Source organism: Mangrovibacter phragmitis (assembly GCF_001655675.1).
Classification (GTDB): domain Bacteria; phylum Pseudomonadota; class Gammaproteobacteria; order Enterobacterales; family Enterobacteriaceae; genus Mangrovibacter; species Mangrovibacter phragmitis.
Window position 1 is genome coordinate 107,360 of the sequence record NZ_LYRP01000050.1, and the last position, 15,712, is coordinate 123,071.

The following is a 15,712-nucleotide window of genomic DNA, read 5'->3' on the forward strand; positions in this document are numbered from 1 at the left end:
GCCATCGTGTTTTTGCTTGATCACAGTTCAAAATGCAATACCGTTGCCCAATGACCTGTGAACAACAACAGGCAGTTGCGTTTGACTGGCTATATAGAGGATTACAGCCGGGTAAAGCATCCCCCGGCGTAAAATAAGAATCAGCCACGGCTGGTTTTGCGCAAATAGCTAAGGCACTGCCTGAGTTCACCATCCAGTGGGGCTTCAATGCGAATGGTCTCGCCCGTTGCCGGGTGAGTGAATCGCAGAGCAGCGGCATGAAGAAACAGGCGCCCCAACCCACTGCCGTTTAGCTGGTTGTCGAACTCCCGGTCTCCATAGCGGTCATCAAACGCAATAGGGTGGCCGGCATGAAGCGTATGCACACGAATCTGGTGAGTTCGCCCGGTTACCGGGCTGCAACGAACCAGTGTGGCGAAACCAAACCGCTCTTCCACTTTGAAGCGAGTCTCCGACGGTTTACCTTCACTACTGACCTTTACCATGCGCTCACCACTTTTCAGAATATTCTTTAAAAGTGGCGCCTGGACGACTTTAACGTGAGATTGCCACTGACCACGCACCAGGGCGAGGTAGTCTTTTTGCATTCCTTTATCCCGCAGTTGCTCATGGAGCGAACGCAGTGCAGAGCGCTTTTTCGCTACCAGTAATACGCCAGACGTATCCCTGTCAAGACGATGTACCAGCTCAAGAAAACGCGCTTCGGGACGCAATGCCCGCAACCCTTCAATCACACCAAAACTGAGCCCACTGCCGCCATGTACCGCTGTACCCGAGGGTTTATTGAGAATAAGGATATGGTCGTCTTCATACAAAATGGCGTCAGTCAGTGCAGCCACTTTTTGCAGATGAGGCGATACAGCATCTTCTTCCCGCTCAGCCACGCGCACCGGAGGAATGCGCACTTCATCGCCTTCAACCAGCTTATACTCTGGTTTGATACGTTTTTTGTTTACCCGTACCTCGCCTTTACGCAGGATGCGATAAATCATACTTTTGGGCACACCTTTCAGTTGTGTGCGCAAAAAGTTATCAATTCGTTGCCCGGATTCCTCGTCGGAAATAGCAACTATTTTTACGGTTGGTGTCTCGGTTTTCATGGTGCGCGATTCTAATTACCCCGGACTCATAGCGCCACTTATTTTTCTGTGCTTATATTATTGCGCAGGCGGTTTAAAAATGCCTTTGGGTGTTTTTTTGCTGCTATTTGCAACAATCAGAAATGTGACGTTAAAAAACTGTGAGTAACCAGGTGATAAATGGCAAATGTCATCTTGCTATAACTGGCCCAGCAGTGGAATAATGTTGCGGTTTTCCGCGTTGAGACCTGTAAGAACAAGGAATTTTGCGGAATTACCAATTTTGCCTGAATGTTCATCAACGCAGCAATGGCGTAAGACGTTTTGTACTTTCAGGCAGTTAGCGGGCTGCGGGTTGCAGTCTGGCCGGTAAATGGAAGCTTCTCTGGCGAAAACATTCCCAGGCAGTTCCCCTATAAACAGCGCTGTTTTTCCGTTTGAAATACAGGCTACCGACACGCTGCGCCTCTCAGCAAGCGACAACCGTGAGGTTGACGACTTAGCGAATAGTCACGAGGCCATCGGTTCACATCCGGTCAGCGATTACCTTGCCCGCAGTTCTGTCGTCAATGTAAGAATAACGAGTAAGTTACGATGAAAAGAATGTTAATTAACGCAACTCAGCAGGAAGAGTTGCGCGTTGCCCTGGTAGATGGCCAGCGTCTGTATGACCTGGATATTGAAAGCCCCGGGCATGAACAAAAAAAAGCCAATATTTACAAAGGTAAAATCACCCGCATTGAACCCAGTCTGGAAGCTGCATTTGTTGATTATGGCGCTGAAAGACACGGTTTCCTTCCTTTAAAAGAGATTGCCCGCGAATATTTCCCGTCCAACTATTCCTCTCATGGTCGCCCAAACATTAAAGATGTTTTGCGTGAGGGGCAGGAAGTCATCGTTCAAATCGATAAGGAAGAGCGTGGTAACAAAGGTGCCGCACTAACCACCTTTATCAGCCTGGCTGGCAGTTACCTGGTTCTGATGCCTAACAATCCCCGTGCAGGTGGTATCTCACGGCGTATTGAAGGCGAGGACAGAACTGAGCTGAAAGAAGCACTGTCTTCCCTGGAATTGCCCGACGGCATGGGGCTGATTGTGCGCACTGCGGGGGTTGGTAAATCTGCTGAATCTCTGCAGTGGGATTTGAGTTTCCGCCTGCGTCACTGGGAAGCTATCAAAAAAGCCGCTGAAAGCCGCCCGGCACCTTTTCTTATTCACCAGGAAAGTAATGTCATTGTCCGCGCATTCCGTGACTATCTGCGCCAGGACATCGGTGAAATTCTGATTGATAACCCGAAAATTGTTGAGTTGGCTCGCCAGCACATCGCTGCACTGGGTCGCCCGGATTTCTCCAGTAAAATAAAATTGTATACGGGGGAAATTCCGTTATTCAGCCATTACCAGATCGAGTCGCAAATTGAATCTGCCTTCCAGCGTGAAGTGCGTCTGCCTTCTGGTGGGTCAATTGTTATTGATTCCACGGAAGCGCTTACTGCAATCGATATCAACTCCGCGCGCGCAACGCGTGGTGGCGATATCGAAGAAACGGCACTGAATACCAACCTGGAAGCTGCGGATGAAATTGCCCGTCAATTGCGCCTGCGTGACCTGGGTGGTTTGATTGTTATCGACTTCATTGACATGACGCCAGTACGCCACCAGCGGGCTGTGGAAAACCGCCTGCGGGAAGCTGTACGCCAGGACCGCGCACGCATCCAGATAAGCCATATTTCTCGCTTTGGTCTACTGGAAATGTCTCGCCAGCGCCTCAGCCCTTCACTGGGTGAGTCCAGCCACCATGTGTGCCCACGCTGTAGCGGCACCGGTACTATTCGCGATAACGAATCGTTATCGCTCTCTATCCTGCGCCTGATTGAAGAAGAAGCGCTGAAAGAGAATACCAAAGAAGTTCACGCCATTGTTCCTGTGCCCATCGCGTCTTACCTGCTGAACGAGAAACGCTCAGCAGTTAGTGCTATTGAACAACGCCAGCCGGATATCCGTTGCGTTATCGTACCGAACGATAATATGGAAACACCGCACTACTCTGTTGTGCGGGTACGCAAAGGTGAAGAAACACCGACACTGAGCTATCTGCTGCCAAAATTGCACGAAGAGGCGATGGCGATGCCGTCAGAGGAAGAGCAAGCGGAACGTAAACGCCCTGAGCAACCCGCACTGGCCACCTTTGCCATGCCGGATGTACCGCCTGCACCGCCAGAAGTACCTCATCGTGCAACTTCTGCAGAAAAAACGGCACCGGCTGCCGCACCTGCAGGCCCAGGCTTGTTTGGCAGAATTGCTGGCGCACTGAAATCCCTTTTCGGTACCAGTGAAAACACCGCAAAAGAAGCGCCTGTTGCTGAGCCAGAAGCTGAGAAGAAAACTGACCGCGGTCAACGTCAGCAGGACCGTCGCAATAACCGTCGTAACCCACGCCGTGACCGCAATGAGCGTAATGAACGCGCTGAGCGCAACGAACGTAATCCGCGTAACGAATCTGACAACACAGTTCAACCTCGCGATGAAAACCGCCGCGGCCGCCGTCAGAATCAAAATGCTGAAGTCCGTGAGCCTCGCGGCACCGCACCTGAAGGCAGTAACAAACCGGCTACCCGTGAAGAGCAAATTCAGTCTCGCCGTGACCGTAACCGTCGCCGCACTGAAGAGAAACGTCAGGCCCAGCAGGAAGTGAAAAACCTGCAACATGAAGAAACGGAAAATACCGTTGATTCAACAGCAACTGCAGAGAAAGAGACTCGTGTTCAGGTAATGCCACGCCGTAAACAGCGCCAGCTTACTGAGAAAGTGCGTATCGAAAGTGTAGCCGATGCTGAAAACCACAACAGCCTGCCTGTTGCTGCGGTTGAAAACGCACCGGCCGCTGAGCGCGTACCGGCACCTCAGGAAACTACCGGCCAGTTACCTGAGGTTCAGGTTGAGCAACCTGAATCTGGTGAAGAGAATAGTGATGTACGCGAGAACAATATGCCGCGTCGTTCACGCCGTTCTCCACGCCACCTGCGTGTTAGTGGGCAGCGCCGCCGCCGTTACCGCGATGAGCGTTACCCGTCGCAGTCGCCTATGCCTTTAGCCGTTGCCTGTGCCTCGCCTGAAATGGCATCCGGCAAAGTGTGGATCCGCTACCCGGTAACCCGCCCGGCAGATGACGTTGTCCAGGAAGCGCCAGTACTGGTTGAAGCGTCACCAGACGTAACCGATAACGCTTCTCTGCCTGTTGCTGCAGACAGTGCACAAGTGGACACAGTGCCAGTTGCACCTGCCGACATCAAGCCTGAAGCACCGGTGGCTGGCGAACAGGAAGCAACAACTCAGGCTATTGATAACTCAATGGTGAATAGTGAAGAAACCGGAGCAGCGGCTGCTGTTGAACCAGCCCATCCAATTGAAGCAGCAGAACCTGTTGAAGAAGTTGAACCTGTTAAAGAAGATGCCGCGCCTGTGGTGGCTGAAGCAGAAACAGTGAACGCTGTCGAAACACCGGTTACCGGGCAGCAGGCTGATGTTTCCGCCAGCGAGCCTGAAGCAGCAACGGTCTTTCCTGCTGAAGAGCCAGAAGTGGAACATAGTCCCGTAGTGGAAAATGTTTCGCCTCATCATAGCGAAACTCGCCAGTTCCATGGCGCCGCGACTGCGCCAGCCACTCGTGCACCCGCTCCGGTATATGTGCCAGAGCCAGCACGCCACAGTGATTGGGTTCGCCCGGCATGGAATTTCGAGGGTAAAGGCTCTGCTGGTGCTCACAGTGCCAGCCACCAGGCGGCTGCGCCCGCTACACGGCCACAGTCGCAGGCATAACAGCGTGTAACAGCAACAACGGAAAGGCCTGCTATTAAGCAGGCCTTTTTATTTTCAATCACACAACTGGTCACCTGTCACCGCTGACGTTTCCCTGCCTGCATACCACTGACTCCGGGCATCACCTCACGCATTAAGTCAATGAACATCCGTAACCTTACAGGGTAGTAACTCGCCCAGGGGTAGAGCAGCCAGACAGGTAACGGCCAGGCCTGCCACTCAGGCAATATATGAACCAGCGCGCCACTACGTAAATCCTGCTCAACTATCCATGCTGACAGCACCACAGCGCCTACCCCGCCCAGTGCAGCCCTGCGCGCCGCATACAGACTATCCGTATATAAGCGGGGAGAAAGTGTTACTTCAACTGTTTCACCTTTCTGGTTCGCCAGAATAAGTGCTTTCCGGTAAAAAGAACTTACTGAAACCCAGGGTAACTGACTTAACTCTGAAGGCCGGGTAAGTGGGTTTAACCGTGCAGCAACCTCTGGCGTAGCAACTGCAATGCGTGGCACTTCAGCAAGCTGGATAGCGACTGTATCCGGATTAGTTACATCCCCGACATGAATGGCGCAATCGAGGTTATCTGCAATAAAGTCCGGCGATTTGTCATTAAGCAACCATTCCACATTCAACCCAGGGTAGCGGGCAAGCATATTGATGAGCGGCGCCATCAGTTGATCCTGACCAAAAGCATGAGGCGCACGAACACGCAGCAAGCCTGATGGCTGGTTGTCCGCATTGCTCAACTCGTCTTCCAGCGCCGACCATGAGCCCGCGACATGACGCGCATGCTGATAGCAGTGTTCACCGTCCTCCGTCAGGCTCATCGCATGGGTGGTGCGCAGTAAAAGTTTAACACCCAGCATCGTTTCCAGCGTTTTTAAACGCCGGCTAACTGTTGCCTGGGTTAAAGCAAGCTGGCGTGCCGCTGCTGATAACGAACCCGCTTCGACAATGCGCACAAAGGTTTCAAGCAATTCAATTCTGTCTATACGCTCAGTTGTTTTCACTCTGTAGCCTGCTATACGTTATACGTATAACTGTTGTACACCGGCATGGGCTACACCGCCAGTGGTTTCACCCTCACAATACCGGCCATACACACTATGTCCTGATGAGGAAACAACCATGTCCGGTACGACGTTGCATTCTGAACGCCCGCTAAGCGCGGGTCTGATATTTTCACTGGCTGCTGGAGCAGGGTTGAGTGTCGCATCGATTTATTATGCGCAACCTATCCTGCCACTGCTGGGGCAGTCATTATCACTTTCTGTTAATGGAATGGGATTAATCCCTACTCTGACGCAAATGGGTTATGCGTTAGGTATCTTATTTTTGATTCCCCTCGGCGACCGTTATGATCGCCGGGCCATTATTTTGTTCAAATGTATTATTCTGGCTCTGACACTTGCCGGATGCAGTTTTACCGGTTCGTTACACGGGCTGCTGGCGACCAGCCTGCTAATTGGAATGACAGCGACTATCGCTCAGGATATTGTTCCTGCCGCCGCCATTCTGGCTCCGGCGGGCAGGCAGGGGAAAATTGTCGGGACGGTAATGACCGGCCTGCTACTGGGTATATTACTGTCCCGGACCGTTAGTGGCCTGGTTGCCACCTGGCTGGGCTGGCGAGCGATGTATCAACTCGCGGCACTCAGCATTCTGCTTATTGGCATCGTGCTGTGGCGGGTTCTACCCAGGTTTGCCACACATTCTGAGCTGAGCTACCCTGGTCTGCTGCGCTCAATGGTGACACTATGGCGCCGTTACCCGGGTTTGCGGATGGCGGCAGTCGCTCAGGGCCTGCTTTCCATCGGCTTTAGTGCATTCTGGTCGATACTGGCATTAATGCTGCTGGAGAACTACCACCTCGGCAGCGCTGTAGCCGGGGGGTTTGGCCTGGCGGGTGCCGCTGGCGCACTGGCAGCACCGTTATCAGGTAGTCTGTCAGACAAAATAGGTCCGGAGCGCGTAACAGTGATGGGAGCCGCACTGGTCACGGTCTCTTTCGCCAGCATGTTTTTTCTACCATTACTGTCTGTGCATGCACAATTGTGCCTGATAGCACTGGCTGCAATTGGTTTCGACCTTGGCCTCCAGTCAACATTAATTGCCCACCAGACACTGGTGTACAGCCTTGAACCTCAGGCGCGGGGGCGATTGAATGCCTTATTGTTCACTGTGGTATTTATTGGCATGGCTGCAGGCTCTGTGCTGGGTAGTAAAGCATGGTTAATCGGTGGGTGGCCCGGTGTACTGGTGCTCGCCAGCGCAGCAGGCTTACTGAGTCTGGCAATTCGTTGGTGGGCAATTCGCCGCCATTGTGCCAGCCTTACCGCTAGTGTTGCCGAAGAATAAAAAAATCCCGTACCGGGGTGCCAGTACGGGCAGACAAGGTATGCCCAGTTTCACGACATACCAAAAAGAGCAAAGCCACTAACTATTGAGCTGGAACAGAGACATCCCCTGCATATCGCTGAAGGCCTTATAAGAGGCCTGAAGCGCTGTTTGTTGCATTACATAAGACGAAATCACTGAGTTCCAGTCCGCATCGACCAGGTTACTCATTTGCTGGGATTGTTGCAGGCTGCGGTCATCACCCAGTGAATCGAGGTTATCAAGCTCATTCAACTGAGTACCCAATTCAGAACGGACTTTCAGTACGTTATTGAGTGAGTTTTTCAGACCGCGGCTGGTTTTATCAACCACTGCCTGTAAAGCATCTCTGCCAGTCTGATCAAGATCTTCCTGCGGTGTATTGAGTGCTGCAATAGCGGTATCCAGCATGGTAAATAAGTTGGTTTCGCTGGCACTGCCATCGGGTTCTGCTTCAGCGTTACTGGTTATCGAATCAAACACTTCCGTACCCGTGTGGCCTATAACCATGGTGCGCGCAGAATCAACCTTCTGAGTAATATCCTCAGTACCGCCGACATAATTAACGCTGGTACCTGAATCAACAAAAGGCTGTGAATCAGTTTTATAGCCAGCGAAAATATAGCGGCCGTTACCGTCAGTGCTGTTTGCCAGGTTCAGTAACTGGTCACGGACCCCTTGTAACTGGGTAGCCAGTGAAGCCCGGTCATCATCGCTCAACGTACCATTGCTTGCATAAACGATTTTTTCCTGCGCAGTCTGAATACTGCTGGTTACCTGGCTTAAGACGCTTTCCTCCAGCGAAGCCTTTTGGGTTGCGAAAATTCGGGCTGTAGCATACTGGCTGTTCTGTGCCTGGGCCTGTGAAACTACAATTGCCTGAGAAGCCGCAACCGGGTCATCAGACGGGCGGTTAACCCGTTTGCCCGTGGATAACTGTTCACCATAATTCAGCCACTTTTGCTGCGACTGGGTGATACCACGAACATTTTGTTCAAAGATCATCTGCGTGCTGATGCGCATTGGTCATGACTCCTATGAATTAATGGATAGCAGCGCGTCAAAAATCGTTGATGCTGTTTTCAACACCTGTGAGTTCGCCAGATAATATTGCTGATAACGCTGCAGGTTGGCGTACTCTTCATCCAGGTTCACACCAGAAACAGATTGTTGCTGGTTGGTCAACTGCGTAACCACATTCGCCTGTGTCGTACTGGTTGTATTCAGTGTACTGGTGGTGTTACCTACCAAAGACACCAGGCTTGCGTAAGCATCGTTAAAGGTTTTGTTGCCACCCACCAGGCTTTTGTCCTGCAAGTCAAGCAGCGCCTGGGCGTTGGTGTTATCACTCTCGCCAGAGGTCGCTGAGCTCGCCAGCGCCACTTTCGCTTCATCCGTTACTGAAACGGCCATATTGACGATTGTGTTGGTTACCGGTTTGACGAGAAAGCTGTCTTTGGCATCAGGTGAGCCGTCTACAGTTACCGTCAGGCCATCAAAAGCCAGTGTCGTATTACCACTACCATCAGTGCCGGTTGTCGGCGTCACAGTGGTATTATCTGATGTGCGGGTAACCGTCCAGGCAGATCCGCTCCAGGCCACTTTATAATTGGTTGCCAGAACAGCAGAACTGTCTGTTACTTCAGCAGTCAGTGTTGTGGAGCTGGTATTGTTCGCATTGCTCACCACCGCAGGCGCACCGACAGCAAAGAAAGCTTCGCCTGCATCGCCATTGGCATCAAAACCCGCTTCATGCTGAGTATTGAATGCATCCGCAAAGGATAATGCCAGTTGCCCAAGGCGGTTACGTGCTGCATCCAGGTCTGTTGAACGGAAAGTCAGTAAGCCCCCCAGAGAACCGCTGGTTAACTGGCTTTCAGGAATTTCGACGTTTCCAGCGGCTTCATCAACATACGCCACTGTTTTCCGTCCAGGATCAGCACTTGACGCAACTGCAGCAAGTTGGAATGAACGCGATCCCTGAACCAGAGACGTACCATTACCCAGGCTCACGTTATAGGTGTTTCCATCCTGGATTGTGACAGTCACACCTACTATGTTATTAAGTTCATTCACCAGTTGGTCGCGTTGGTCCAACAAGTCGTTCGGGCTGGCACCGCCGCCTGTCGCCGTCATTTGCGCAATCTTCTTATTCAGATCAGCAATCTGGCTGGTATAGGTGTTAATTTCCTGAACACTGGATTCGATGGCGCTGTTTACCTGGCTGTCCATGCTGCGCAGGTAGTTATCCGTCGTTTTAAACTGGTTTACCAACCCCTGAGCCTGGCCAATTAATGCTTCACGGGCAGAAGAGTCACTGGCATTACTGGTCAATGTAGTCAGCGCAGAGAAGAAACTCTGTAATGACGTTGAAATGCTGGTCGTTGTGCTGGACAACAGGTCATCTATTTGCGAAACCTGGTCATAACGGCTAGACAGTGCACTGCTTTGATTTGACGCCTGACGCAACTGGCTGGAAATAAACTGATCGTATTCACGCTGAACACCACTGACATACACACCATTACCAATCCAGCTATTACCGGAAAGGGTACTATTAGACTGGGCCAGTACGGTGGTCTGGCGGCTATAACCGGTTACGTTATAGTTCGAAATGTTGTTACTTACCGTATTCAGCGCGGTCTGTGCGGCAGTCAGTCCGCTCATCGCGCTGTTGATCAGGCTACTGGACATGGTGTTTCCTTTTGAGCGTTTAATCACGGGTCCCGACTGAGATTATCGGCAGCACAGACCAGGACTTGAGGCTAATCAGAACAAATTGCTTAAATCATTGTTATACGCTTTAGATACCTTATCACTCATAGATTTTAGCTGCTGAATCAATGAGGTAAGTTTGTTGGCATAGCCCGGGTCTGTTGCGTAACCCGCGCGTTGCAATGCCTGAGCGCCCTGCTCTGCTGTTGCCGCTGTAGTCACCGCTGCATAACGCGGATTTTTACTCAGCAGACTCACATAATCTGACAGCGCTTCAAGGTACGAACTGTACACACGAAACGCGGCTTTCACCTTTTTCGCCTGACCATTTTCAAATTCAGTGGTGGTGATTTCGGTAGTTGGTCCTTTCCAATTTCCGGTTGCTTTCACCCCAAAAATATTGAAGCTGGGCGCACCACTGGCCGTGCGAATTTGCCGTTGCCCCCAACCTGATTCCAGCGCCGCCTGCGCCAGAATCAGGTGGTGAGGAATGCCACTTTGTTCGCTGGCGAGTTTGGCGGGTAAAGACAACTGCGCCAGAAAGTCTTTGCTTTCACCATCAAGGTCTTTATCTGCAAACGAAACAATCGCCCCGGAACTGGGAGGTGCTTTGGGAATAGCTTTACGCACCAGTTGGGTAAATTCCTGAGCTTGATACTGCATGACGGTATCCATATCGAGTTTCATTGGCACAGTCCCCGCCTTTTCAGACGGTGACTGCGTGCCATTGGTCATCTGTTTTACCATCATGTCTGCCAGACCAAGGCCTTTGGCACTGAGGTCATCCGCAATCTGCTGGTCGTACATACTGGTGTACAAACGGGTTTGGTCGTTGTCGAGCAGGCCATCTTTCGGCAAAGCCTGGCGCATACTCTTCAGTACCATTTGCACGAACATCCCTTCAACTTTCCTGGCTACTGCTTTCAGGTGAGCCTGTGGGTCATTCGCTGCTGCCCGTTTTAATTCATTCAGCGATTGCGCATCCCAGGCTGCGCCAGCCATAGACTGGGTATCATTAATCATTAGATAATCTCCAGCTTCGCTCGCAGACAACCTGCACTTTGCATGGCCTGCAGGATAGACATTAAGTCCATCGGTGTTGCACCCAGCGCATTGAGGGCACGCACCACATTGTTCAGGTTGGCGCTTGAGTTAATGCGGCGCAGTGCGCCACCACTCTGGCGCATATCAATCTGCGTTTGTGGTGTCACGACAGTTTGTCCACCGCCAAAGGGCGTATTGGGTTGGCTCACTGTATTCTGCTGGTTGACTGTTACCGACAAGTTGCCCTGGGCAACTGCACAGTTATCCAGAGTGACTTCGCGGTTCATCACTACAGCGCCAGTACGCGAGTTGATAATCACTTTGGCGTCCTGCACCGGGACATTCACCTGCAGGTTTTGCACATCCGCAAGAAAACGCACCTGGGAACTATTTCCCGGTGGAACACGAATTTGAACAGTACGGGAATCAATAGCCTGAGCTACACCATAACCCTGGGAACGGTTAATGGTGTCAGAAATCTGCTGAGCAAGGCTGAAATCTTCCTGATTAAGTTGCAGGGTTAGTGTATTCCCACTGCCAAAATTACTTGGCAGTTCACGCTCAACCACTGCTCCACCAGTAATCCGCCCACCATTGAGTTGGTTAACCTGAACACTGCTGCCACCTGCAGATGCCCCCGCGCCACCAATCAGGATATTACCTTGTGCCAGCGCATAGACCTGATTGTCCACACCTTTGAGAGGCGTCATTAATAGCGTGCCGCCCCGCAGACTTTTTGCATTACCTAAAGAAGAAACAACCACATCAATTCTCTGTCCCTGGCGAGAAAAAGCGGGTAAATCGGCCGTCACCATGACTGCTGCCACGTTTTTCAACTGCATATTGGTGCCAGTGGGAACAGTAATACCCAGTTGTGACAGCATGTTATTCAGGCTCTGGGTAGTAAATGGAGTCTGAGTGGTCTGGTCACCGGTTCCATCCAGCCCAACTACCAGGCCATAGCCAATAAGTGAGTTATCACGCACGCCCTGTACAGTGGTGAGATCGCGAATACGGTCTGCCTGAGCCAGTGTCGCCACCAGCAGCAATCCGATTGCGAAAATTGACTTAAACATAATTCACCTCGCTTAAAACGGCGCAATATTGAGGAAGAAACGTTGCAACCAGCCCATTTGTTGTGCCTCATTGATATAGCCATTACCAACATACTCAATGCGGGCATCCGCCACCTGTGTTGATGCGACGGTATTACTGGTTGAAATAAAGCGTGGATTCACTACACCAGAGAAACGAATAAATTCCGCGCCCTGATTAATCGCGATTTGTTTTTCCCCTACTACATGGAGGTTACCGTTAGCCAGCACCTGGTCTACCGTCACAGTCAATGTACCTGTAAAGGTGTTTTGCGCACTGGAACCACCTTTGCCTGTGAAATCATTTTTACCTTCCATGTCAAGGTCTGCCCGGGCATTGCCAAACAATCCCTGCAAATAGCGAGGGGCGGTCGTTACCGCCAGACTACTGCTTCCATCGCGCGATGCGTTTGAAGACGAGGATTTGCTGGCACTGACGTTTTCCTGAAGGTTAATGGTGAGTGTGTCACCAATATTGCGCGGACGACGGTCTTCAAATAACGGCTGATACCCATAGTTAATGGGCTGAACAGTCTGAAAAATAGAACCATTAACCGCCGGAACCGGACCTGGAATAGGCTGTGCCGAGGTTGGCCCCTGAACAAGCGGCTTACTCGGGACCAGTGAACAGCCACCGAGGGCGACACTCAGGCTAATGACAAGCGGTCGATACCACTGGTTACGGTTTTGCATTACGTTTATCTTCAGAAAATATTAGCCGGCGGCGAAGCCGGCCAGATTTTAAAGTTGTGACAGTTTCTGCAGCATCTGGTCAGTAGTTGATACGGCTTTACTGTTAATCTCATATGCACGCTGAACCTGAATCATATTGACCAGTTCTTCAGCCACATTCACGTTTGAGGTTTCCACATATCCCTGGTACAGCAGCCCCGCGCCATTCTGACCCGGAGTTGATTCTGTCGGCGCACCGGAGGCCTGGGTTTCTGTGTACAGGTTTTCGCCAATACTCTCTAACCCAGAAGTATTGACAAATGTAGCCAGGTTCAGTTGCCCCACCTGTTGTGTTGCTGTCTGCCCTTGTAGGGTGACGCTTACCACACCATCACGCGCCACAGTAATACTCAGAGCATTACTGGGAATGGTGATAGCTGGTTGCACAGGGAACCCACCGTTAGTCACTAACTGCCCGTTGGAATCGAGTTGAAATGAACCATCACGGGTATAGGCTGTGGTGCCATCCGGGAGCTGTACTTCAAAAAAACCTTCGCCTTTAATCGCAATATCTTTGCTGTTATCGGTCTGGTTCAGGTTACCCTGGGTATGAATACGCTCCGTTGCCACCGGGCGAACCCCGGTACCAATTTGCAGGCCCGTCGGTAATGTTGTTTGTTCAGAAGACTGGGCTCCTGGCTGACGTACTGTCTGGTACAGCAAATCCTCAAACACTGCACGCTGGCGTTTGAAACCATTGGTACTGACGTTTGCCAGGTTGTTGGCAATAACGTCCATATTGGTTTGTTGTGCATCCAGACCGGTTTTCGCGATCCATAATGAGCTTATCATGGTGAAGTCCTGTTTTATTAAGTCAGTGACAGCAGTTGGTTCGCACGCTGTTCGTTACCATCAACATTGCTGATAACTTTCATTTGCATCTCAAAACGGCGCGAGTTGCTAATCATTTCAGCCATTGCTTCAACGGCGTTGACATTACTGCCTTCCAGCACACCCGCCATCACTTTCAGCGTCGGGTCCGCTGCAGGTACAGCGCCACGCGTGGCCTGCGCCTGCTGGGTGAGATGGAACAACCCGTCATCACCACGCTCCACTTCCTTGTCGGTAGCCTTAACCAGTTTCAGCCGGCCAATAGGGGCTGCGGTATTAGGTGGATCCCCCGGGTTTAGCGCAGTGATGGTACCGTCAGCAGCAATAGTCAGCTCAGCATTCTGGGGAACGGCAATAGGACCACCATCACCCATCACCAGATTGCCATTCACTTCCAACTGCCCATTGACGTTCACCTGCATATTACCGTTACGGGTGTAAGCTTCCTGGCCATTCGGGGTCCGTACCGCCAGCCAGCCATCCTGCTGCATTGCCACATCCAGATTTCGGCCGGTGTAATCCATCGAACCGGTACTCATATCCGAACCTGGTGTAGAGGCAGCGACCAGTGTGCGGGTTGGTAGAGATAACCCCTCAACCGGCACTGCACGCAGTGCCTCAAGTTGTTTACGAAAACCAGGTGTCGACGCGTTAGCCATGTTGTTAGCCGTCACAGACTGTAAATCCAGCGTCTGGCTGGCTGCGCCCATGGCGGTATATATTGCGTGATCCATTAAGCCACCCCGTCAGTCGATTAACGCAGGTTAACCAGCGTGTTAAGAATCTGATCCTGAGTTTTAATCGTCTGGGCGTTTGACTGATAGTTACGTTGCGCAACAATCATATTCACCAGCTCTTTACTCAGATCAACGTTGGAAGACTCCAGCGCTCCACTGGTCAATGTGCCGAAAGTACCAGTCCCAGCAATCCCCAACAGCGCAGCACCTGAAGATGAAGTTGCACTCCACAGGTTGTCACCTTCAGACTGCAGGCCTTCAGGGTTAGCAAAGTTTGCCAGGGCAATCTGGCCCAGCAATTGGGATTCACCGTTGGAGTAGGTACCACTAATAGTGCCGTCGTCATTGATGGCGTAACTCACCATTTCGCCCGGTGCATAACCATCCTGAGAAGTAGAAACTATGTTGTTACTACCGTAGTTCTGCTGCATGGAACCGGTAAAATCCAGCGAGAATGTGGCAGGCGTTGCACCGCTGCTGGTGTCGGTGGTCAGGCTCGGGAAGATACCGGCAGTGGCGGTTGCGGTACCAGTGCTGTCTGTAGTACTGGTCAGGTTACCGTTAGAATCAAAGGTCATCGTTCCCAACAGAGATGATGAACTACCGCTGACGCTACTGTCCTGGGTGTAAACACTCCAGGTATTATCTGCAGTTTTAACAAAGTACACGTTCATATCATGGGTGTTGCCCTGGGTGTCATACACCGTGATCGTGCCTTTCTTATTGTACGTGGTGGAATCTGTTGAATCGAAGGTGCTGGTAATCGCATCGTCTGATGAATTCAGTTGCACTTCCATTGCTGCGGTTGTGGTGGTTTTCGCAGGCATTGGAGAACTGGGAATAGACAACGTTACCGGGTTTGCCCCCTGGTTAATGGTGGGCGGGGTTCCGGTTGCCGGATAACCTGTCACAAAATAGCCTTGTGAGTTAACCAGATTGCGGTTTTCATCGAGTTGCAGCTGACCATTACGGCTGTAATAGACCGAACCCGCACTGTCTGTCATACGGAAAAAACCGTTCTGGTTAATAGCCACATCCAGCCCGCGGCTGGTATTGGTGACGGTACCATCCGAGAAGTTCTGAATAACAGCCGCTACTTTTACCCCCAGACCTACTTTGGAGCTGGCACCGGCAAACATATCGGCGAAGGCGATCCCGGAGGATTTAAACCCGTAAGTGGCGGAGTTGGCAATGTTGTTGCCGATAACGTCCAGGTTGCTTGAGGCGGCGTTAAGGCCACTGACCGCTTGAGAAAAAGACATGTGTCCTACCCCTGATGGTT

General features: G+C 51.5%; 12 protein-coding genes. 2 read left to right on the forward strand and 10 right to left on the reverse strand.

All coding sequences use genetic code 11. The annotated features are described in order from the left end of the window. Window positions 1–140: 140 nt before the first annotated feature. A complete protein-coding gene (rluC, locus tag A9B99_RS22675; protein WP_064601366.1) occupies window positions 141–1,100 on the reverse strand; it encodes a 23S rRNA pseudouridine(955/2504/2580) synthase RluC in 960 nt (319 codons plus the stop codon). A 573-nt stretch (window positions 1,101–1,673) separates the two neighbouring features. Between rluC and rne the strand changes: the two genes are divergently transcribed. Continuing rightward, entirely contained in the window at window positions 1,674–4,898 is a 3,225-nt protein-coding gene (gene rne, locus A9B99_RS22685) for a ribonuclease E (RefSeq protein WP_064601367.1), read from the forward strand. Window positions 4,899–4,975: 77 nt separating this feature from the next. On the opposite strand, the gene A9B99_RS22690 is transcribed toward rne, so the two are convergent. Further along, window positions 4,976–5,911 carry a LysR family transcriptional regulator gene (locus A9B99_RS22690; RefSeq protein ID WP_064601368.1) on the reverse strand — a complete coding sequence of 312 codons (936 nt, stop codon included), beginning with the start codon at window positions 5,909–5,911 and terminating at the stop codon, window positions 4,976–4,978. 118 nt (window positions 5,912–6,029) lie between these two features. Between A9B99_RS22690 and A9B99_RS22695 the strand changes: the two genes are divergently transcribed. Then, window positions 6,030–7,259, forward strand: a complete 1,230-nt coding sequence (locus A9B99_RS22695; RefSeq protein ID WP_064601369.1) for an MFS transporter — start codon at window positions 6,030–6,032, stop codon at window positions 7,257–7,259. A gap of 78 nt (window positions 7,260–7,337) precedes the next feature. Here A9B99_RS22695 and flgL read toward each other — a convergent pair whose 3' ends face one another. From flgL to flgE, 8 genes are all read right to left on the reverse strand, one after another. Beyond that, entirely contained in the window at window positions 7,338–8,300 is a 963-nt protein-coding gene (gene flgL / locus A9B99_RS22700; protein ID WP_064601370.1) for a flagellar hook-associated protein FlgL, read from the reverse strand. Window positions 8,301–8,312: 12 nt separating this feature from the next. Continuing rightward, window positions 8,313–9,971, reverse strand: coding sequence for a flagellar hook-associated protein FlgK (flgK, locus tag A9B99_RS22705; RefSeq protein WP_064601371.1), 1,659 nt, complete (start codon window positions 9,969–9,971; stop codon window positions 8,313–8,315). A 75-nt stretch (window positions 9,972–10,046) separates the two neighbouring features. Beyond that, window positions 10,047–11,015, reverse strand: a complete 969-nt coding sequence (gene flgJ, locus A9B99_RS22710; RefSeq protein ID WP_064601372.1) for a flagellar assembly peptidoglycan hydrolase FlgJ — start codon at window positions 11,013–11,015, stop codon at window positions 10,047–10,049. Beyond that, complete coding sequence (locus A9B99_RS22715; protein WP_064601373.1) at window positions 11,015–12,112, reverse strand: flagellar basal body P-ring protein FlgI; 1,098 nt, start codon at window positions 12,110–12,112, stop codon at window positions 11,015–11,017. The genes flgJ and A9B99_RS22715 overlap by 1 nt, the downstream gene beginning before the upstream one ends. Before the next feature lie 12 nt (window positions 12,113–12,124). Then, the gene (locus A9B99_RS22720; protein WP_064601374.1) at window positions 12,125–12,823 is read right to left on the reverse strand and encodes a flagellar basal body L-ring protein FlgH; all 699 of its coding nucleotides are present in this window, start codon (window positions 12,821–12,823) and stop codon (window positions 12,125–12,127) included. Window positions 12,824–12,871: 48 nt separating this feature from the next. Next, window positions 12,872–13,654 (reverse strand): flagellar basal-body rod protein FlgG, encoded by a 783-nt coding sequence (gene flgG, locus A9B99_RS22725; protein ID WP_064601375.1) that lies wholly within the window; start codon window positions 13,652–13,654, stop codon window positions 12,872–12,874. A gap of 17 nt (window positions 13,655–13,671) precedes the next feature. After that, window positions 13,672–14,427 (reverse strand): flagellar basal body rod protein FlgF, encoded by a 756-nt coding sequence (locus tag A9B99_RS22730; RefSeq protein ID WP_064601376.1) that lies wholly within the window; start codon window positions 14,425–14,427, stop codon window positions 13,672–13,674. A gap of 20 nt (window positions 14,428–14,447) precedes the next feature. After that, the gene (gene flgE, locus A9B99_RS22735; RefSeq protein WP_064601377.1) at window positions 14,448–15,692 is read right to left on the reverse strand and encodes a flagellar hook protein FlgE; all 1,245 of its coding nucleotides are present in this window, start codon (window positions 15,690–15,692) and stop codon (window positions 14,448–14,450) included. Between the last annotated feature and the right edge of the window lie 20 nt (window positions 15,693–15,712).

Coding starts and splice junctions, on each gene's coding strand:
- rluC (WP_064601366.1), bottom strand. CDS start 1,100: ATGAAAACCGAGACACCAACCGTAAAAATAGTTGCTATTTCCGACGAG.
- rne (WP_064601367.1), top strand. CDS start 1,674: ATGAAAAGAATGTTAATTAACGCAACTCAGCAGGAAGAGTTGCGCGTT.
- A9B99_RS22695 (WP_064601369.1), top strand. CDS start 6,030: ATGTCCGGTACGACGTTGCATTCTGAACGCCCGCTAAGCGCGGGTCTG.
- flgL (WP_064601370.1), bottom strand. CDS start 8,300: ATGCGCATCAGCACGCAGATGATCTTTGAACAAAATGTTCGTGGTATC.
- flgK (WP_064601371.1), bottom strand. CDS start 9,971: ATGTCCAGTAGCCTGATCAACAGCGCGATGAGCGGACTGACTGCCGCA.
- flgJ (WP_064601372.1), bottom strand. CDS start 11,015: ATGATTAATGATACCCAGTCTATGGCTGGCGCAGCCTGGGATGCGCAA.
- A9B99_RS22715 (WP_064601373.1), bottom strand. CDS start 12,112: ATGTTTAAGTCAATTTTCGCAATCGGATTGCTGCTGGTGGCGACACTG.
- A9B99_RS22720 (WP_064601374.1), bottom strand. CDS start 12,823: ATGCAAAACCGTAACCAGTGGTATCGACCGCTTGTCATTAGCCTGAGT.
- flgG (WP_064601375.1), bottom strand. CDS start 13,654: ATGATAAGCTCATTATGGATCGCGAAAACCGGTCTGGATGCACAACAA.
- A9B99_RS22730 (WP_064601376.1), bottom strand. CDS start 14,427: ATGGATCACGCAATATATACCGCCATGGGCGCAGCCAGCCAGACGCTG.
- flgE (WP_064601377.1), bottom strand. CDS start 15,692: ATGTCTTTTTCTCAAGCGGTCAGTGGCCTTAACGCCGCCTCAAGCAAC.